Source organism: Streptomyces sp. Je 1-332 (genome assembly GCF_040730185.1).
Lineage (GTDB): Bacteria > Actinomycetota > Actinomycetes > Streptomycetales > Streptomycetaceae > Streptomyces.
The window spans coordinates 314,663-332,171 of record NZ_CP160402.1; the positions used below are offsets into that span (position 1 = coordinate 314,663).

The following is a 17,509-nucleotide window of genomic DNA, read 5'->3' on the forward strand; positions in this document are numbered from 1 at the left end:
TCTACAGCCAGTCGTGTTCCCGCGCGTAGCGCGCCGCTTCGTGCCGGGTTCGTGTCTGCGTCTTGTGCATGGCGTTCGACAGGTAGTTGCGTACGGTGCCCTGCGCGAGGCTGAGGCGGATGGCGATGTCGGCGACGGAGTACCCCTCGCCCGTCACACGCAGGACGTCGATCTCCCGGTCGGTGAGGGGGCAGTCGTCGACGACGGCGAGCGCGGAGACGTCGGGGTCGATCCACCGTCTGCCCTCGTGCAGCGTGTGGATGACCTCCGTGATGTGCGCGGGCTCCGCCGACTTGCTGACGAAGCCCTGGATGCCGAGTTTCAGGGCCTTGCGCAGCACCCCGGGCCTGGCGTGGCGGATCAGCATGAGGATCACCTGGTCCGGCTGTGCGCGGCGGATCTCCACGACCGCGCCGAGCCCGTCGACGCCGGGCATCTCCAGGTCGATGACGACCACGTCCGGCCGGTGGTGCAAGGTGGCCCGGATCGCCGATGCGCCGTCCTGCGCTTCGGCGAGCACGGTGATCTCGCCTTCGAGCGTCAGGAGCGCGGCGAGCGCCTTGCGGAGCAGGGCTTCGTCGTCGGCGAGGACCACGGTGGTCATCGGTCGCCCTCCCGTGCCGCGCGGGACGGTGTCGTCGAGCCGGGGCGAGGGAACACCGCGGCCGTGACGAAGCGCCCGTCCCGTTGCTCCACCGTCAGCTCGCCTCCGTTGTCGCCCACTCGCTCCTTGAGGGTGGCGAGACCCCCGAGGCCGGGGAGGGGGGTGATGTTCACCGTGGCCGCCTTCGGCATTCTCGCCGGCCTCGTGCTCCCGGTTACCGTCCTCGCGCTGATCCAGGTGACCGCGATCCTCGCGGTGCTGGCGGCGGCGGTCCTCTCCACGGTGATCATGATGCTCGGGCTGGGACTGGCCACGGCGGGACTGACCAACTCCCCCGAGCACGCCCAGGTGACCACGCTGCCCGTCAGCCTCGGCGCCATCGCCGTCACGAACTGGGTGGCCATCACCGGCACCGAGGAGCTGACCCTGCTCAAGCGGCTGCTGCCGGGCGGCTTGGCTACCGAGCTCGTCCTCGACGCCTGGAACGGCGGCGTTCCCGTGGCCGAGTCCCTGCCCCTGTTGCTGCCCACGCTGGGGTGGGTCGTCATCTCCGTGGCGCTGGCCTCGCGCCTCTTCCGGTGGGAACCGCGCCGGTAACACCCTTCCGCGCCCGGTACTCGTCCAGAATCCCCACCGCGATCAGCAGGAGCACCGCCGCCAGGGCGAAGCCGGCGGCCAGGATGTTGAACAAGCCGTAGGGCCCGCCGGCCTCGACAGCGCGACCGCTCTCCAGCAGACAGTCGAAGCCCAGCGGGAAGTACGACGGTTCGTGCCCGGCGAGCTGGTCGAGTGTGCCGGGCGGGAGGGAACGGCAGGGAACGGCGGGCGAGGACCCCGCGCCGGACTCGGCTTCGCTCGCGTCCATCTGGACCAGGCCCATGCCGTACGTGTACACGATGACGGCTGCGGCGGCCCCCACGCCCCCGCTCCACAGCAGCAGGTCTCTGAGCCAGTCAGGTCGGCGTCCGGGAAGGAGGACCGATATCAGCTTCACCGCGACCGTGACGACCCAGAGCGGTACGGCGAACATGGCGCCGTACATCAGGAGGATGAGCATGTGGCAGCTGCCTTTCGGGCGTTCCCCGGCTCCGTCGACCGCCTTGTGGCTCCGTCACCGACGTGGTTGTCCTGCGCCTGACGGCGCGCTGTGCGTCTGCGTGCCCCCACGGTCACGCGTCACGGTATCGGTCCCGCATCTCGGGGAGTTGGCGGAAGCCGGCTGATTCGTAGGTGGCGACGGCACCGGTGTTGGAGCTCGGCGTGCAGACGACCGCGCTCGACGAGCCCAGGTCCCGGAGTGCGGCAGCCGCGGCGACGGTGATCGCCTTGCCGTAGCCCTGGCCGCGATGCTCCCGGTGCACGCCCATGGGTTCGAGCAATCCGGGCTTGCCCGGCCCGGCCGACCAGACCGTCACCGCCGCCACCGCGGCGCCCTGTTCGTCGTACGCGACCAGACATCGGGCGTCGGCGTACGGCAATCCGGCCGCCGCCGCGTGCCAGTGCTCGTCCGTGAACGTCGACCCGTCGAACGATGCCCGATGCACGGCGGCCCGCACATGCGCCTGCGCGGGACCGATCATCTCGGTCCGCACGCCTGGGTCGCCTACCCGTTCTCCGAGGTCACGGCGGAGCGGCGTCCAGGGCTCGTCGGTGTTCCAACCTCGCTCGAACAGCAGCTCCTGCATCAGTGCGTCCATCGGTGCCTCGATGTTCGCCTTTCCCGCGGGCAGGACACCGCGCTCCGGATCGGTTACGTCCTCGACCAGCTGCCGCGCCAACTCCTCGTCCCACTGGGCTTCCTGCGCGATCGTCAACCGCAGCAGCCCGGGGCCGTCCAGCAGGCCTACGGCGAGAATCCGGCCGCCGCGGCTCCAGGTCCGGACCGCCGCGGCCGTCGCCTCCGTACCCGACCGCCAGAACCAGCCCAGGTCCCCCGGGTGCAGTTGCATCGGAGCCCCTTCGTACTGCCACTCCCGCAGCACGGCCACAGCCTCGCTCAGCTCGTCGACTCCCGGCTCGCTCAACACAATCGCCATGCCCCCGATCAGACACGACCTCGTCCACTGTCCGCACCCGATTTCCGTCGGTGAGCAGTGGGTCAGTCAACTGACCATGTGTGCACGGCGATTGGCACCTTACGTCTCAGCCGGCGTGCAGAATCCGAAAGCGGTCGGGTTCCGCCGGATCCCGGTCGACGACCTGGATCGGCGTCCTGGCCCACTGCCACACGCTGATGCCCGGCGTGCGGGAGAACTCGATCCGCCCCCGGGTGCCTTCGACCGCGACGCGCGGCCAGGATTCGGCGATGCGCGCCCGGTCCGTGCCGTGGGAGCGCAGAACTTCGGCGAGGACGACGACCGTGTCGTAACCCTCGTAGGCGACGAAGGACGGCGGTGCGCCGAGCCGTTCGCGGAGGGTCGCCTCGACTCGTGCCCCAAGGGGGCTGAAGTTCTCGGGCAGGTAGCGCAGGAACGGGATCGCGGCGCCGTCGGCGCCCAGCAGCTCCGCCCATTGCGCGAACTCCGGTTGCCCGGCGGGAGCCCCGATCAGGATCTCGGCGAGGCGCCGGTCGTGGCGGACGGCCTTGACGATCGGCACGGCCGGTTCGGGGTGGCCGACCAGCAGAAGGAGTGTTGTCGCGCCACTGTCGACGAGCTCGTCGCACACGGCCGCTGGGGTGAGCGCGTTCATGTCGAGCTCGACGAGCGTGCCACCACGTGGAGCGAGGTGGTCCCGCAGGATGCGGGTTCCGGCTGCCCAGTAGACGCTCGGCTGGGCTGCCACGGCGATGCGGCTGTGGCCCGCGCCGAGAAGGAAGTCCGCGTAGACCTGCCAGCCGCGTGACTGCGGCGGAGGGAGGCGCGCGACCCACTGCGTCGGCTGTTCGGTGAGCGCGTCGAGAACGGCCGACGAGCAGAGGAACGGCAGGCCCAGGGCGTCGGCCCGGCCTGCGGCGGCGCGAGCGACGACGCTGTGGTACTCCCCCACCACGGCGGCCACGCCCAGACCGGCGAGTTCGTCCACGGCCGCCGCGGCCCTCTGTGGATCAGCCGCGGTGTCCCGGACCAGCAGCTCGAGTGGACTTCCGCCGATCCCGCCGGCGTCATTGACTTCACGCGTGGCCATCTCCAGTCCGGCGAGCAAGTGTCGGCCCGCCTCGACCCAGCCGGGCCGAGTGAGTGGAACGAGAGCGCCGACCTGGACGGTTGATCCGCCGGTCCGCTCCGCTCCAGATATCGATGGTGGCGTAGTCATGCGTGGGCGTCTCCTGCCTGACCTTGGATGATCATGCGGAACATTGCATCCACCACCATCGCCGGGAAGCAATTGATTTCCCACGATCAGTGAACCTAAAGCTGAAGTTGAGGTTGCAGTTGAGGCTGAGGCTGAGGCTGAGGCTGAGGCTGAGGCTCTGCGCCTCAACTACGCCGCCTGCAACTCCGTCGCCAGCTCATCCAGGCTCTCCACCCGCCAGTCGAAGCTGTCCGTACTCCTCGGCGGATCCCCAACCGGCCGCTGGACATACGCCGTTCGCATTCCCACGGACTGGGCTCCCCGCAGATCCCACGCGTGCGCGGCGACCATCAGCACCCGCTCGGGCGGGCACCCCGCCGCCTCGACCGCGAGTCGGTAGACCTCCGGCGCGGGCTTGTAGGCACGCGCCTCCTCACCGGACAGCACCTGATGCCAACGCAGCCCCGCGTACGCGTTCAGCCGCAGCAGCACCCCGCGGCTGGCGTGAGACAACCCCAGCACGGGGAAGCGCTTCGCAAGGCGCGCCAGCCCGGCAACGGAATCTCCCCAAGGCCTCAGGCGCTGCGCTGCCTCGGCCAGCCGCTCGATGGACAGCGGATCACTCAGCCCGGCGCGGACCGCCACGCGCTCGGCCGCTTCCCGGTCGATGACCTCACTGTTCGCATACGCCCGTTCCCCCTCCCCCATGCGCCACTGCTCACGCTCGACGTGGCTCTGCCAGATCTCCAGCAGATGCTCCACCGTCATCTCGGCGGACGGCCGGGCGCCAAGCGCGGACACCGCTTCAGCCAGCGCCGCACGCAGCCCGCCGGATTCGTCGACCATCGTCCCCAGCACGTCGAGAACGACCACTTCAACGGTGGACTCGACCTCGACCTCGACCTCGACCTCAGCCTCAGCCTCCACATCGCCCGTACCGGACATGCATCTCTCCCCTCGCGTCACCGGTTCAACCGGTGACGAGTGTTGCCGCACAGTTCGTCACCGGTCAAGATGGTGACGTGCACTTCGCCTTCGTGAGCGGCAACCCCGCCCTGGACCTGGTCGCCACCGTGGAATCCCGCCGCGACCGGCCCCACGAACTCCTGGCCACGCCCGCCGACCTCGAACAGTGGGTCATGGCCTGCGAGGAACTCCCCGATCAGGTCACCGCCGACAGCGCGGCGCTCACCCGCGCCCAGCAACTTCGCGAGGCCGTCCACCAGCTCGCCCTCGACCGCATACAAGGCCGTGGCTACGAGGCGGCTTGCCTGGACGTCCTCAACCACGCCGCCGCTGGGCAGCCCCCCGCGCTCCACCTCAGCGACGCGGGCGTCCGCCGGACGGGAGATCTCCCCTCCGCGCTCGCCCACGTCGCCCGCAGTGCGATCACCTTGCTCGCCGACCCCGATGCCTGCCTCAAGGAGTGCGGGCGGCCGAGCTGTACCCGTCTGTACCTCGACCGTTCGCGCGGCACGCGTCGCACCTGGTGCGGCATGCAGGCCTGCGGCAACCGCGTGAAGGCCGCCGCCTACCGAGCCCGCAAACACGCCACTCCGTGAGCCGCAGAGCGGTCGTACTACCCTTCGAGCGTGACGAACCCAACCGCCCCCCGAGGCCCGCGCCCGGCCAACCAGGGGCGGCGGGTCGCGGCGCGCAATCGCGCCGCCCTCATCACGGCCGCCCGTGAAGTCTTCGCCGAGCAGGGCCTCGACGCGCCGCTTTCGGCCGTCGCGCGGCGGGCGGGTGTGGGGCAGGGCAGCCTCTACCGGCACTTCGCCGACCGGGTCGCGCTGGCCTCCGCCGTCCTCGACGAGAACGTCCGGCAGATCGAGCAGGCAGCCGACGAACCCGACGCGAGCCTGGCGAGCGTCCTGGGCGTGGTCACCTGGCATCTGACCCGCTCGACGGCGTTCGTCGACCTGTTGCGCATTCGCGGGGCACGGGGCGACGGCGAACAGGCCAGGGCGCTGGCGGCGCGGGTCCACGGCGTCCTCTCCCGATGCCTGCCCGTGGGCCATCGGCTGACCGCCGACGACGCCATGCTCGCTGTCGCGATGGTCTCCGGCGCCGTCAGCGGGCCCACCCCGGCCGAGCGGGAGCACCGCGCTCTGGCGGCCTGGCGCCTGCTCGGCGTCGAGGTGGGGCCGATGCGGTCCGTCGAGACCACTGTGGACGTGTGACCGTCAGCCGCCGTTGGACTGGCGAATTCCCTCGCCGAGCGCGGTGAACCGGAAGACGTACCCGCCGTCCGGACCGCTCACGGTCATGTAGGCCTTCGTGCCGCCCGGCGTGATGGCGACGTTGGTCGCCGGCTCAAGGCCCTTCGCGGCCTTGGCGGGCACTTCGACGGTGGCAAGCCGTTCACCGTCGCGGCTGTAGACGGCCATGGCCGGTCGGCCGTGCAGCGCCTGGTAGACGTTGCCGTCGGCATCCACGGCTATGGAGTCGGTCTGGGCCACGCCCGCGTCGACGTGAATGGCCTCGTGCTGCGACGTCACGGTGGTTCTGTCGGCGTCGAGCAACAGGTAGGAGACGGTGTTCTCGGCGAGTTCACTGATCCACAGGCCGCGCAGCCCGGGGTCGAACCCCACCCCGTTGGGGTGGGCGAGCCCGTCGGCCAGGACTGTGGTCCTTCCCCCGTCCCGGTCGATGCGCACGATGCGGCCCTCCGCCTTGCCCGGCTCCATGCCGTGCAGGTCGCTGACATAGAGGTTGCCCTCGTCGTCGAAGGCGATGTCGTCGAGGTTCATCGTGGAGCCGTCGACCTCGCCTGAGAAGAACGTGCGCGGGTCCGAGCCGTCCGGCTCGATGCTGACGACGGATCCGGTGTAGTCGGTGAGGTAGAGGCGTCCGTCGTACGGGCTGATCTGCGCCGAGGTGTAGGCACCGGTCTTGTCGGTGTAGACGCCCCGGTGCTTTCCGGTGGTCAGGTCGACGGACATGAGCTTGGGTTCGCCGGGCGGCGCGGTGACGTCCACGAGGTACAGGTCGCCGTTCTCGTCCAGGACCGGCCCCTCCAGCAGGGTCCTTCCGGTGGCCTCGTGCGGGTCGGTCACGTGCGCGACCTCGGTGGCGCGGATGGTCCTGCCCTCGCTCGACGGTGCGGGGCGTGAGGCCGGGGCGGCGGAGGTCTGGGCGGCGGAGGTCTGCGTGCCGCATCCGGCGAGGGCCAGCAGGCCACCTGCGGCCAGAGCTGCCAGGGCGGCGCGGGGGCGGCGGTGGGATGTTCGGGAGGCGGTCATGTGGTGGGGGTGCTCCTTCCTGTCGTCCGGGCTGCCGCCCGGACGTGTGGAAATGGACGGGATGCGCCGGGCCGGGCGGGAGAGGGTGGCCGCGGGCAGCGGTGGGCGGTCAGGCGGCCGACCAGCCGCCGTCGGAGGGCAGGATGGCGCCGTTGATGTTCACCGCGTCCCTGCTGAGCAGGAACGTGATCGAGGCCGCCAGTTCCTCGGCCACCGCGAGCCGTGGGATCGCCACGCGCATCTTCGCCGTGCGGGACGAGCCGTACGGCGCGGGGGCAGGCATCGTGATCCCGGTGGCGACCGCGCCGGGGGCAACGGCGTTGACCTGTACGCCTGTTCCCGCGTACTGATAGGCCGAGGACACGGTCAGGCCGACCAGTGCGTGCTTCGATGTCGTGTAGGCGGCGCCGGCCGCCGAGCCGCGCAGGGCCGCCTCGGAGACGACGTTGACGATCCGGCCGCCGCCCGCGGCGAGCATGCCGGGCACGACGGCGCGCATCAGGCGCATCGGTCCTTCGACGTTGATACGAAGGACGCGTGCCCAGGTCGTGTCGTCGACCTCGTGCACTGCAGCGTCGTCGTCCATCACACCCGCGACGTTCGCCAGGGCGTGCACGCGACCGGCCGCCGCGGCCAGGACCGCGTCGGCGGACGCGGGTTCGGTGATGTCCGCGGTGACGGGTACGAGCGCCTCGCCGAGGTCGCAGGCCAGGTCGTCGAGGCCATCAGCGGAGACGTCGACGGCGACGACGCGACCGCCCTCGCGCACGATGCGGCTGGCGACGGCCCTGCCGATGCCGGACGCGGCTCCGGTGACGACGACGCTCTGCCCGCCGAAGCGGCCGGGCGTGACCTGCTCGGTCCACGGATCGGGGGTGGCTATCTCGATGCCGGGTGCGGACTTCGCGGCGCCGACGGCGGGGGCGGGACCGGACGCAGGGGCGGGACCGGACGCCGGAACCGTCGGTACGCCGTCGGGGAGCTGCCCCGTCTCGGCAGCGGTGACCAAGGCGTCCACCAACTCCGGAGGGAACTTCCCGCCGGACATCTGCACCAGTTGCTCAAGCGGCAGGCCGAGGGCGGGCGCGAGAGCCTCCTCGCTCTGCCCCTGGGAGGCGAGGAAACCACGCAGGACCTGTCCGGCGGTGGGTTGCGCCAGCCAGTCCCGCAGCGGGGAGGCGGGGGTGATGTTCGACATCGCGGGCCTTTCGAGTCGGTCGTAGTCCGGTCGTGGTCGTGCCGTTGTCGCGCTGTTGTCCGGTCGTGGTCGTGGTCGTGCCTCGTCGAGTCGCCCCCACGTCATCGCGTCGCGGGGGTCAAGTCGTGGCGCTGGGGCGGGCCGTGGGTGGACGAGGGTGGACCGACCCCAACCGGACAACACTGTCCGGTTCTTGGGTTACGGTACCTGTGACCGCTCGGGGCGCCCCGGCGAGGGCACCGATCACGCCCGCGCGGCGCCCGACGCACCTCCCCCACAAGGCCCCCCACGAGCTCCACGAGAGGACCCGCACCATGCCCCTGCCGCAATGCGCCGCTCAGCCCACCCCGCAGGAGATCTTCGCCCTGCGCGAGCGCTACCGCTTCGAGCGGGAGCGTCGCGTACGCCCCGAGGGAACAAGCCAATACCGGCCCGCGGAAGCGGAGTTCGGCTACTTCGCCGCCGACCCGTACACCGGCGATGTGGCGCAGCGCGAGCCGCTGCACGACGCGGTGGACGTCGCCGTCGTGGGCGGCGGGTTCGGCGGGATCCTGGCGGGCGCGCGTCTGCGCAGGCAGGGCGTGGCGAAGGTGCGTGTCATCGAGCAGGGCGGCGACTTCGGCGGCACGTGGTACTGGAACCGCTACCCCGGCATCCACTGCGACGTCGAGTCGCACGTCTACCTGCCGCTCCTGGACGAGACCGGCTACGTACCCGAGTGGAAGTACGCCCCGGGCGAGGAGATCCGCCGGCACGCGGTGCGCATAGCCGAGCAGTTCGGGCTGTACGAGCACGCCCTGTTCTCCACCGCCGTCACCTCACTGACCTGGGACGAGACGGCGGAGCAATGGATGGTCGCCACGGATCGGGGCGACGAGTTCCGGGCCACCTACGTCATCACCGCGACCGGCACGCTGTCGGAACCGAAGCTGCCCGGCATCCCCGGCACCGAGGACTACCGGGGCCACACCTTCCACACCTCGCGCTGGGACTACGCGTACACCGGCGGCAGTCCCGAAGGCGGCATGACGGGTCTGGCGGGCAAGCGGGTCGGCGTCGTCGGCACCGGCGCCACCGGCGTGCAGGTCATCCCGATGCTGGCCGAGGACGCCGGTCACCTCTACGTCTTCCAGCGCACCCCCTCGGCCGTGGACGTGCGCGGACAGCGGCGCATGACACCGCGGCAGGTCGGCGCGGACCGGGCGGGCTGGGCTGCCGAGCGCCGCGAGAACTTCCTGCGCATCTGCTCCGGGGAAGACGCCGAACAGGACCTGGTCGGCGATCGCTGGACGGAGTCGGCCGGGCTGCTCGAAAAGCTCCTGCCGAGCTTCCGACGCCATGGCGAGCCGGACTTCGAGGCCGCCTACGAGGTCGCCGACCACGCCACGATGAACCAGATCCGTGCCCGCGTGGCCGCCGAGGTCACCGATGCCGCGACCGCCGCGGCCCTCACGCCCTGGTACCGGTACGCGTGCAAGCGCCCCACGTTCTCCGACAAGTACCTGCCCGCCTTCAACCGGGACAACGTCACCCTCGTGGACACGGCCGACAGCCACGGCATAGAGCGCATGACCGAGCACGGAGTCGTCGTGGGCGCAGTGGAGTACGAGGTCGACTGCCTGGTGTTCGCCACCGGATTCTCCGTCGGCCTTTCCGGCGTCACCTCCGGAAAGCTGCCCGTGACCGGCCGCGACGGCGTGCAGCTCCTGGAGTCGCTGAAGCAGCGAGGACCGCGCACTTTGCACGGTTTCACCATCAACGGATTCCCGAACCTGATCCGGATGGGCCCACTGCAGAACGCCAGCAGCGTGAACTTCACCCACATCCTGGACGAGCAGGCCGTGCACGCCGCGGCCCTTGTCGCCGCCGCGGAGGAGAAAGGCGCCGTCGTGGAGCCCTCCCCCGCGGCCGAGGACGCGTGGATCGACGTGTGCGCGCAGGGTGCCCCCGACCACGCGTGGTTCCACGCCGAGTGCACTCCCGGCTACTACAACGGCGAGGGACGCGGCCGCCCGAACGGCCCCACGGCCTACCCGCACGGCGCGGTGGCCTTCCATGAGCTGCTCCGCCGCTGGCGCGAGGAGAACATGGGCGAGGCTCTCCGGGGCCGGACCCAGGCTGCCACCTCGGCCTGATTCTTCTGGTTCTCCGCGTTCGCCGCTCTTCTCTGCTTTCGCCGGTCTTCTCTGCGTTTGCCGGTCTGTCTTGATCAGCCTAATTTTGCGGCGACACAGCTTTTTCTCAGGCAAGAGGAGAAAAGCTCCATGGTGAAAGGCCTTCCGCACAGAACGCCCCGGCGCCCCCGGAGGCAGGAGGCGGAGTCGACGCGTGCCTCGCGGTCGGAGACCGACCGGATGGCGCGCACCCTGCTGCGACGCCGCAAGAAGTCGCTCAGCGCCGAGGACGTGATGGTCTCGGATCGCCCCAAGGTGCGGCGCGCGGTGACGGCCGCCGCACTCGGGAACACCATGGAGTGGTTCGACTTCGGGGTCTACGCCTATTTGGCGGGCACCATCGGCAAGGTCTTCTTTCCGTCCAGCTCGCCCGGGGCCCAGGTCGTCGCCACGTTTGCCACCTTCGCCGCGGCCTTTCTCGTCCGACCGCTGGGCGGGCTCGTGTTCGGGCCGCTCGGTGACCGCATCGGACGGCAGAAGGTGCTCGCCGCCACCATGATCATGATGGCGGCGAGCACGTTCGCCGTCGGCCTGCTGCCCTCGTACGCCTCCATCGGGTTCGCCGCGCCGTTGCTGCTCCTCGTCTGCCGCCTGGTGCAGGGTTTCTCCACCGGCGGCGAGTACGCCGGCGCCACCACCTACATCGCCGAGTACGCCCCCGATCAGCGGCGCGGCTTCCTGGGCAGCTGGCTCGACTTCGGCACCTTCGTGGGCTACTCGCTGGGCTCGGGTCTCGTGACGGTCCTGACGCTCACCCTCGGGACGGACGGCCTGGAGAGCTGGGGCTGGCGCATTCCGTTCTTCATCGCCGGTCCGCTCGGGCTCATTGGCCTCTACATGCGGCTGAAGCTGGAGGAGACGCCCGCTTTCCAGCAGGAGGCTGCCTCTGCCGCGGCGGAGCGGGAGACCGTGTCCGAGCGTGGGGAGGACGATCCCGTCGAGCAGGCTCGCCAGTCCGGCAAGGGACGGCTCAAGGAGATCTTCACCCGCCACTGGCAGGCGGTGCTGATCTGCATGGGACTTGTGCTGCTCTACAACGTCACGAACTACATGGTGACGTCGTATCTCCCCACGTTCATGACGGTGACCTTGGGCGAGAGCGACACGACGGCTCAGTTGCTGGTGCTTGGCACCATGCTGCTCGTCGCTCTCGCCATCACCACCGTGGGCCGCAGTTCCGACCGGTGGGGCAGACGCCCGATGTTCATGGGCGGCAGCATCGCGCTGATCGCGCTCGCCATCCCGGCGTTCCTGTTGATCCGGGAGGGCGGCATCCTCCTGCCCGCGTTCGGCTGTGCCATCCTCGGCCTGCTCCTGGTCTGCTTCGCCGGGACGGCGGCGGCGACTCTGCCTGCGCTGTTCCCCACGCGTCTGCGGTACGGCGCGCTGTCGATCGCGTACAACATCTCGGTCTCGCTCTTCGGCGGCACCACCCCCTTGCTCGCTTCCTTCCTGGTCGAGAAGACCGGCAACACCCTGGTGCCGGCCTTCTACTTGATGGTGGCCGGAGCGATCGGCCTGGTCTCGACGTTCTTCCTGCACGAGACGGCAGGGCGGCCGCTGCGTGGCTCCGGCCCCATGGTCGAGACGCACGACGAGGCCCGCGAGATGGTGGCGCGCAGCCGCTCGGAGGCGGGGCGGCACGCACGTGACGTGTGGCTGCGGTTGTGGCATCCACGCGGCGGCGGCCGCGACGACTCCACGAAAGCGCGCAAGCGCAAAGACTGACGTGTGACCTTTCGGGGTGCGGCATGAGGGTGGTTCGCTCACAGGGTCGGGGGCATTCGGTCACGTATGACGACTCATGATGAGCATCGCGACTCGCCCGGCCTCGGCGAGATGGAACGGGGCACTCCGCAACGCCTCGCGGCGCGCAACCAGATGTGGACGCTGGCGTGGACCGCCCTGTGCGTCCTGCTCGCCGTCTGGTCGCTGGCCTGGGGCGTCGGCGCGGCCAGGGGGGCCACCAACGCGTGGGTGTACTGCTTCGCCGGCCTCGTGCTGCTCGGCTGCGCGCTGTGGGCCCGCCGCTCGGCCATCCGCAACAATCCGCCGCGCCACCTGTGACGGCGTGACCGCTCCTCGCTTTCGGCCGTCGCCTCGAAGGTCCCCGGCGGGCGGTGATGGTGCGTCAAGGCCGTTGTCAGTGCCTCCCCATAGAGTGGAAATCACTCGGGGAACAGCTCGGGCAGCAGCCTTGGAGAAGGAGCAGAAGCATGTCCGCCAACAGGATTCAGCACAAGGTGAATCACGTCGCGCTGGTAGTGGACTGTTCGGGTTCCATGCGTCCGCATCAGAGTCAACTCATCCGCGTCGTGGACGAGTTCGTGGCGGGTTTGAAGGCCGAGTCGGACAGCCTCGGTCATGAAACCCGGATCAGCCTCTATTCCTTCGACCACAGGGTGGAGAACCTCGTCTGGGACATGGACGTGAAGCATCTCCCTTCCATGCGAGGGCTCTACCAAGTCAACAACGGAGCCACGGCCCTCATCGAAGCTTCGCTGAAATCCCTGGACGACCTGGGACACATCTGGGAGGAGTACGGCGAGCACAGCTTCCTGCAGATCGTGGTGACGGACGGCGAGGAGAACGCCTCCGGCGGTGACAGACGACACGACGGCGACATGGCGATCCTCGGCCCCTGGCTCGACAGGATCGCGGCGAAGATGGGCGGGCTCCCCGGCCACTGGACCTCCGCCATCCTGGTGCCGAACTCCCTGGCCAAGCGCACAGCGCAGAACTACGGCTTCCCGGCAGGGAACATAGCCATCTGGGACGCGGACTCGCAGGAGGGTGTCGAGGAGGCCATCGGCACCGTGCGCGCCGCCGCCACCAGCTTCCTCCGCGCCCGGGAGAAGGGCGTACGCGGCACGAAGAACCTGTTCGCCGTCGGCCAGGACATATCGATCGACGAGGTGCGGGCGAATCTCGAACCGATTCCGGCCGACAGGTACCGCCTCCTGAAGGTCGACAAGGAAGTCGAGATCCGCCCCTTCGTCGATTCGCATCCCGGTGTGGCATACGAACGCGGCGCCTGTTACTACCAGTTGGGCGCGCGGGCGCAGGTGCAGCCCAACAAGGAAGTCATAGTGGTCGAGAAGGACACCGACCGCGCTTATACGGGCGACGCGGCGCGCAGCCTTCTGTTCGGTTCGGGCATTCAAGGGACCGTCTCGGTGAAGGCGGGGAACAATCCCAAGCTGGAGGTCTATGTACAGAGTCGTTCGGTGAACAGGAAACTCAAGCCGAAGACACGTCTGCTCATCATGCTCTGAAATGCCCCGGCGGCGGCGCCGGGTGGGTCGACGGGTCAGCGGGTCAGCGGGTCAGCGGGTCAGCGGGTCAGCGGGTGATGAACGGCTCGGTCAGGTGTGGGGTCGCGAGGTGCAGGGTGTCGGCGGCCCCGTCGTGGAGCACCCGTTCCCTTGACGCCCGTGCCTGCTCGGGGTCCATCTCGTGGGCGTAGGCGAGTTTGGGGTGCAGGAGCTGGATCGCGTGCACGAGCAGGTCTCCAGTGACGGCGACCTGCTCGCGCCCGGACGCGATGAGCACACTCTGATGCCCTGGCGTGTGACCGGGCGTGGCGAACGCGCGCTCGCCGCCGCGCAACGGGGTGTCGCCGTCGAGCAGCCGTAGCTGATCGGTCTTCCGGAGCGGGTCGATCACAGTGGACCGCAGCTGCGGGTTGACCTCTTCGATCGCATCGAACTCGGCTTGCTGCAACAGGTATTCGGCGTTCGGGAAGAACGGCCGCGCCTGCTCGCCGCCGACGACGGCCCAGCCCACGTGGTCGGTGTGGAGGTGCGTGAGCACCACGGTGTCCACGTCGGATGGTTCGATGCCCGCGGAGGCCAGCGAGGCCGGGAGGGCTCCGGGCACAGGCGCCCACGAGGCAGCCGGGCCGTCGGCCGGACCGATCCCCGCGTCGATCAGGGTCACACCCCGATCGCTGCGGATCGCGAACGCGCGGAACTGGAGCCGCCAGCGCCCTTCGGCGTCGAGCGCGCCGGGATCGAACCGGTCGGCCGCCGACCACTGCTCGGTGGTGGCGCCGGGGAACGCCTCCGCCCTGGGGGAGAAGAAGGGGCCTGCGCCGTCGGCGAGCGCGATGACGGTGTACGGGCCTACCTGAAGGGAAGGGGACATCCCGCAGATGATGCCACCGGCGGCCGAGCCACGACCGGGCGGGCGAACCGCGTGATCCGGCAGCCGGCCGACGCCGGGCCAATCCCTGGGCTCCGTGCGTCAGTTGAGCCTCGGCTTCACTTGAATCTCCGTCTCACCGCGTCCTTGACGCCGTAGGCCACCCCGATCAATGAGCCTCGGCTCTGGTGCGCGACGGCTTTCATCGCCCCGCCCGTGCCACGCCGGTTCGCGAGTCGGGCGCAGGCATCGGCGAAGCGGTCCGCGATGAGAGCCGGTTCGTACCGCGCCGAGGAAAGGCGAGCCGCGTCGGCCATCCGTCGACGGAGCTCATCACTGTTGATGAGCTCCAGGAGGTTCTGGGCGAGGACCTCTTCATCACCCATGGGCACGAGACGCCCGTCAACGCCATCGGAGATGATCTCTCTCGGTCCCAGGGGGCAGTCGGTGGACACAACGGGTACACCGCACCGCATCGCTTCAACGATCGTCATGCCGAAGGACTCATGGTCCGAAGCGCTCGCGGCGAGGCCCGCCTTGAGCCACTCGGTTTCCAGGGGCGAAACAGCGCCCATGAGGAAGGCATGCTTTTCCAGGCCCAATTCCTCGATGAGCCGCTGGAGTTGCGTTCCGTGGCCGCCACCGATTCCTGGGCCGAAGATACGCAGGACCCAGTCGGGGCGGTCGGCACGGACTCTGTCGAATGCTCGGATGAGGAGGTCGTAGCGTTTGGTGGGTACGAGTCTCCCGGCAGCGACGACTGCTTTGTCCCGGATATCCGGCGGGGCGCTCAGTGGCGCCGGAACAGGGTTGGGGAATGCTTCGATTCGCACGCCCGGAAGTGTCATCCGCCGGCGATAGACATCCGCGTCGGCTGCGGTCGTGGTCGTCAGCATGTCAAGGCGTGGGTAGAGCCGACGCAATGCCCGCCGCAGCGGTCGCGGGTGGTTGTGGAATGTCAGGTGCTCTTGACCCACGCGCAGCGGCCCGCGCCTGGCCTGCAGACAGATATGGGTGTTCAGCCCCGGTCGGGTGCCCACGACGACGTCGCTCGTCAGCGTGCTCAGGTGATGAGCGATCCGCTGGTCGGTCAGCGCGCTGTAGTGCGGGTACTGCGTCTCGCTCCGGGGGAAGACAGCAGCGGGCTTGCGAGCCTCGGGCAGGTCCCCCTCGTATCCCGGGGTCCCCTGCCTCAGATCGACGAGGTGCCGAATGCGGATCTGAGGATGCAGCGGGAAAACGGGCGAATCCCTGTGCCGATAGACCGAGACGATCTCCACATCATGCTGCTCGACAAGCGCGTTGGCGAGATTGATGGTGGTGCGGATCGTGCCACCGAAACCGTAGGAATTGTGGATGAGAAATGAGATGTGCAAGGTGCCGTAGCTCCCGTAGCCGCACTCCGTAGGAGTCGCCAAGGCCCCAGCACAACAGACAATTGCGGAAATGGGGCCACTCGTCATGCCAACGACAGGACCGACCGAAGGTTGCGAGCCGTAGGGCCCCCTCGGATGAGTGAAATTATCCGGCAATATGGAGGGGCTCGTCCGCATGAACCACATCGGCCGCTCACGCAGTGCTGTCGTCCCTTCATGCGCAGCAGCAACCGGCAGTACCTCGTGTCCGTGGACCACTTGCGTGCCTACGCTGCCGTGCTGGTGCTCCTCTGCCACGGTACGCACATGATCTCCCCGTTTCTCAGGGAGATCCCGAACAGCGACTCGCACGGCTGGCTGTATTCGGAGAACCCCCTGGCCACCCTGGTCATTGAAGGCCATTCCGGGGTGGCTCTCTTCATGGTTCTCTCCGGATTCATCTTCACCATCGGCACGCTGGGCAAAGACGTCCACTACGGCCGGTTCCTGGGCAACCGCGTGCTGCGGATCTTCCCGCTCTACATCGCCTTGATCATCCTGGGCATCGGCGCACACAAGCAGGGCGCGGGCCTGCTGCCGGTTCTCCAGTCCCTGATCGGTCTGGGAAATCTGCCCGGGTCCCTGAACCTGGGGGCCGTGTCGAGCATGTGGTGGGCCATCGCGGTCGAGTTGCAGTTCTATCTGCTGTTCCCGCTGTTCAGCAGGCTTCTCACCAAGCGCGGCCCGGTGGCTCTGTGCAAGCTCCTGGCCGCCGTTGCCGTGCTCCGGGCCCTGGTGTGGGCCTCGGCCGCCGGCAGCATCAGCGTGAACTCGATGCTCTACTACAGCCTCGCGGGCAGGATCGACCAGTTCCTGCTGGGCATGGTGGCCGCCTGGTTCTTCGTGCACCACCGGGAACGGTTCCGGGGATTGCTGAAGGTCGGCGTCGCGACAGCCCTGGCCGTGGGCGCCATCTGGGCGTTCAACCAATCCCATGCCTTCCACGAACGGCACGCCACACGCCTGCTCTGGGTCGACGTCGAGGGGGCTCTGTGGGCCCTGGTGGTGCTGGCCTATGTGGCCACGGTCTCCTCGACGGGGATCGTGTCGAGAGGCATCGCCAAGGTCGGCGAGATGAGCTTCTCCGTCTATCTGCTCCACTACATGGTCGTCACCGCGATCATCTCCCGCCGCTGGTGGTTCGAGCTGACCGGACGGCCGGTGGTGGATGCCTTCCTCACCGCGGCGGCGGCAGTTCTGCCCCTCACCTTGGCGGCGGCCGTGGTCACGTTCAACGGCATCGAACGACCGTTCCTCCGATGGCGCCGCGCCTACCTCCTCACAGCCCCACCCGAGCCCACCGCACTCCCCCCTGCTCCCAAGGCCGCGGTCGTCTCGCCGAGATAGCCGCAGGACCAGGACCGTTCTCCCGTGGGAATTGACCATTCCCATCCCGCGATGTGGCGTGGATCACGGCAGCAGACTGTCACGGTTCGTCGGATCGAGGTGTCTCGATGGGCGTCCGAAGAGAGGAGCCGGGTGTGGTCGCGCCACTC

Annotated in this window: 18 protein-coding genes; 8 read left to right on the top strand and 10 right to left on the bottom strand. The window is 69.2% G+C overall.

Annotated elements, in window-relative coordinates:
* Position 1: 1 nt before the first annotated feature.
* Positions 2-604 (bottom strand): response regulator transcription factor, encoded by a 603-nt coding sequence (locus ABXJ52_RS01540; protein ID WP_367038661.1) that lies wholly within the window; start codon positions 602-604, stop codon positions 2-4.
* The gene (locus ABXJ52_RS01545; protein ID WP_367038663.1) at positions 601-777 is read right to left on the bottom strand and encodes a hypothetical protein; all 177 of its coding nucleotides are present in this window, start codon (positions 775-777) and stop codon (positions 601-603) included. The genes ABXJ52_RS01540 and ABXJ52_RS01545 overlap by 4 nt, the downstream gene beginning before the upstream one ends.
* Between ABXJ52_RS01545 and ABXJ52_RS01550 the strand changes: the two genes are divergently transcribed.
* A complete protein-coding gene (locus ABXJ52_RS01550; RefSeq protein ID WP_367038665.1) occupies positions 770-1,201 on the top strand; it encodes a hypothetical protein in 432 nt (143 codons plus the stop codon). The two genes, ABXJ52_RS01545 and ABXJ52_RS01550, sit on opposite strands and share 8 nt — an antisense overlap.
* Here the strand turns inward: ABXJ52_RS01550 and ABXJ52_RS01555 are convergent.
* From ABXJ52_RS01555 to ABXJ52_RS01570, 4 genes are all read right to left on the bottom strand, one after another.
* On the bottom strand, positions 1,149-1,661 hold the full coding sequence (locus ABXJ52_RS01555; protein WP_367038667.1) for a hypothetical protein: 513 nt from the start codon (positions 1,659-1,661) through the stop codon (positions 1,149-1,151). The genes ABXJ52_RS01550 and ABXJ52_RS01555 overlap by 53 nt on opposite strands.
* Positions 1,662-1,773: 112 nt before the next feature.
* Entirely contained in the window at positions 1,774-2,640 is an 867-nt protein-coding gene (locus ABXJ52_RS01560) for a GNAT family N-acetyltransferase (RefSeq protein ID WP_367038669.1), read from the bottom strand.
* Between the two features lie 106 nt (positions 2,641-2,746).
* Positions 2,747-3,859 carry an ABC transporter substrate-binding protein gene (locus tag ABXJ52_RS01565; protein WP_367038671.1) on the bottom strand — a complete coding sequence of 371 codons (1,113 nt, stop codon included), beginning with the start codon at positions 3,857-3,859 and terminating at the stop codon, positions 2,747-2,749.
* Between the two features lie 168 nt (positions 3,860-4,027).
* Positions 4,028-4,783 carry a haloacid dehalogenase type II gene (locus ABXJ52_RS01570; protein ID WP_367038674.1) on the bottom strand — a complete coding sequence of 252 codons (756 nt, stop codon included), beginning with the start codon at positions 4,781-4,783 and terminating at the stop codon, positions 4,028-4,030.
* A 77-nt stretch (positions 4,784-4,860) separates the two neighbouring features.
* Between ABXJ52_RS01570 and ABXJ52_RS01575 the strand changes: the two genes are divergently transcribed.
* Together ABXJ52_RS01575 and ABXJ52_RS01580 are read left to right on the top strand one after the other, a co-directional pair.
* Entirely contained in the window at positions 4,861-5,400 is a 540-nt protein-coding gene (locus ABXJ52_RS01575) for an ABATE domain-containing protein (RefSeq protein WP_367038677.1), read from the top strand.
* A gap of 30 nt (positions 5,401-5,430) precedes the next feature.
* Complete coding sequence (locus ABXJ52_RS01580; protein WP_367038682.1) at positions 5,431-6,021, top strand: helix-turn-helix domain-containing protein; 591 nt, start codon at positions 5,431-5,433, stop codon at positions 6,019-6,021.
* A 3-nt stretch (positions 6,022-6,024) separates the two neighbouring features.
* Here the strand turns inward: ABXJ52_RS01580 and ABXJ52_RS01585 are convergent, their stop codons facing one another.
* Positions 6,025-7,083, bottom strand: coding sequence for an SMP-30/gluconolactonase/LRE family protein (locus tag ABXJ52_RS01585; protein WP_367038684.1), 1,059 nt, complete (start codon positions 7,081-7,083; stop codon positions 6,025-6,027).
* A gap of 109 nt (positions 7,084-7,192) precedes the next feature.
* A complete protein-coding gene (locus ABXJ52_RS01590) occupies positions 7,193-8,281 on the bottom strand; it encodes an SDR family oxidoreductase (RefSeq protein ID WP_367038686.1) in 1,089 nt (362 codons plus the stop codon).
* Positions 8,282-8,595: 314 nt separating this feature from the next.
* Here ABXJ52_RS01590 and ABXJ52_RS01595 point away from each other — a divergent pair, with 314 nt between their 5' ends.
* The 4 genes from ABXJ52_RS01595 to ABXJ52_RS01610 all read left to right on the top strand — a co-directional run bounded on the left by ABXJ52_RS01595 (position 8,596) and on the right by ABXJ52_RS01610 (position 13,730).
* Complete coding sequence (locus ABXJ52_RS01595; protein ID WP_367038690.1) at positions 8,596-10,416, top strand: NAD(P)/FAD-dependent oxidoreductase; 1,821 nt, start codon at positions 8,596-8,598, stop codon at positions 10,414-10,416.
* 219 nt (positions 10,417-10,635) lie between these two features.
* Positions 10,636-12,183 (top strand): glycine betaine/L-proline transporter ProP, encoded by a 1,548-nt coding sequence (proP, locus tag ABXJ52_RS01600; RefSeq protein ID WP_367038693.1) that lies wholly within the window; start codon positions 10,636-10,638, stop codon positions 12,181-12,183.
* A 66-nt stretch (positions 12,184-12,249) separates the two neighbouring features.
* Positions 12,250-12,522, top strand: coding sequence for a hypothetical protein (locus ABXJ52_RS01605; protein ID WP_367038696.1), 273 nt, complete (start codon positions 12,250-12,252; stop codon positions 12,520-12,522).
* Positions 12,523-12,671: 149 nt separating this feature from the next.
* Entirely contained in the window at positions 12,672-13,730 is a 1,059-nt protein-coding gene (locus ABXJ52_RS01610) for a vWA domain-containing protein (protein ID WP_367038699.1), read from the top strand.
* 67 nt (positions 13,731-13,797) lie between these two features.
* Here ABXJ52_RS01610 and ABXJ52_RS01615 read toward each other — a convergent pair whose 3' ends face one another.
* Together ABXJ52_RS01615 and ABXJ52_RS01620 are read right to left on the bottom strand one after the other, a co-directional pair.
* Complete coding sequence (locus ABXJ52_RS01615) at positions 13,798-14,601, bottom strand: MBL fold metallo-hydrolase (protein WP_367038701.1); 804 nt, start codon at positions 14,599-14,601, stop codon at positions 13,798-13,800.
* 116 nt (positions 14,602-14,717) lie between these two features.
* On the bottom strand, positions 14,718-15,974 hold the full coding sequence (locus tag ABXJ52_RS01620) for a glycosyltransferase (RefSeq protein WP_367038702.1): 1,257 nt from the start codon (positions 15,972-15,974) through the stop codon (positions 14,718-14,720).
* A 216-nt stretch (positions 15,975-16,190) separates the two neighbouring features.
* Here ABXJ52_RS01620 and ABXJ52_RS01625 point away from each other — a divergent pair, with 216 nt between their 5' ends.
* Entirely contained in the window at positions 16,191-17,360 is a 1,170-nt protein-coding gene (locus tag ABXJ52_RS01625; RefSeq protein WP_367038704.1) for an acyltransferase, read from the top strand.
* Positions 17,361-17,509 lie beyond the last annotated feature (149 nt).

Bases quoted from the DNA above. Each gene is read 5' to 3' on its own strand.
- ABXJ52_RS01540 (WP_367038661.1), bottom strand. From the start codon at position 604: ATGACCACCGTGGTCCTCGCCGACGACGAAGCCCTGCTCCGCAAGGCG.
- ABXJ52_RS01625 (WP_367038704.1), top strand. From the start codon at position 16,191: ATGCGCAGCAGCAACCGGCAGTACCTCGTGTCCGTGGACCACTTGCGT.
- ABXJ52_RS01590 (WP_367038686.1), bottom strand. From the start codon at position 8,281: ATGTCGAACATCACCCCCGCCTCCCCGCTGCGGGACTGGCTGGCGCAA.
- proP (WP_367038693.1), top strand. From the start codon at position 10,636: ATGGCGCGCACCCTGCTGCGACGCCGCAAGAAGTCGCTCAGCGCCGAG.
- ABXJ52_RS01550 (WP_367038665.1), top strand. From the start codon at position 770: ATGTTCACCGTGGCCGCCTTCGGCATTCTCGCCGGCCTCGTGCTCCCG.
- ABXJ52_RS01605 (WP_367038696.1), top strand. From the start codon at position 12,250: ATGACGACTCATGATGAGCATCGCGACTCGCCCGGCCTCGGCGAGATG.
- ABXJ52_RS01610 (WP_367038699.1), top strand. From the start codon at position 12,672: ATGTCCGCCAACAGGATTCAGCACAAGGTGAATCACGTCGCGCTGGTA.
- ABXJ52_RS01555 (WP_367038667.1), bottom strand. From the start codon at position 1,661: ATGCTCATCCTCCTGATGTACGGCGCCATGTTCGCCGTACCGCTCTGG.
- ABXJ52_RS01595 (WP_367038690.1), top strand. From the start codon at position 8,596: ATGCCCCTGCCGCAATGCGCCGCTCAGCCCACCCCGCAGGAGATCTTC.
- ABXJ52_RS01565 (WP_367038671.1), bottom strand. From the start codon at position 3,859: ATGACTACGCCACCATCGATATCTGGAGCGGAGCGGACCGGCGGATCA.
- ABXJ52_RS01570 (WP_367038674.1), bottom strand. From the start codon at position 4,783: ATGTCCGGTACGGGCGATGTGGAGGCTGAGGCTGAGGTCGAGGTCGAG.
- ABXJ52_RS01560 (WP_367038669.1), bottom strand. From the start codon at position 2,640: ATGGCGATTGTGTTGAGCGAGCCGGGAGTCGACGAGCTGAGCGAGGCT.
- ABXJ52_RS01585 (WP_367038684.1), bottom strand. From the start codon at position 7,083: ATGACCGCCTCCCGAACATCCCACCGCCGCCCCCGCGCCGCCCTGGCA.
- ABXJ52_RS01615 (WP_367038701.1), bottom strand. From the start codon at position 14,601: ATGTCCCCTTCCCTTCAGGTAGGCCCGTACACCGTCATCGCGCTCGCC.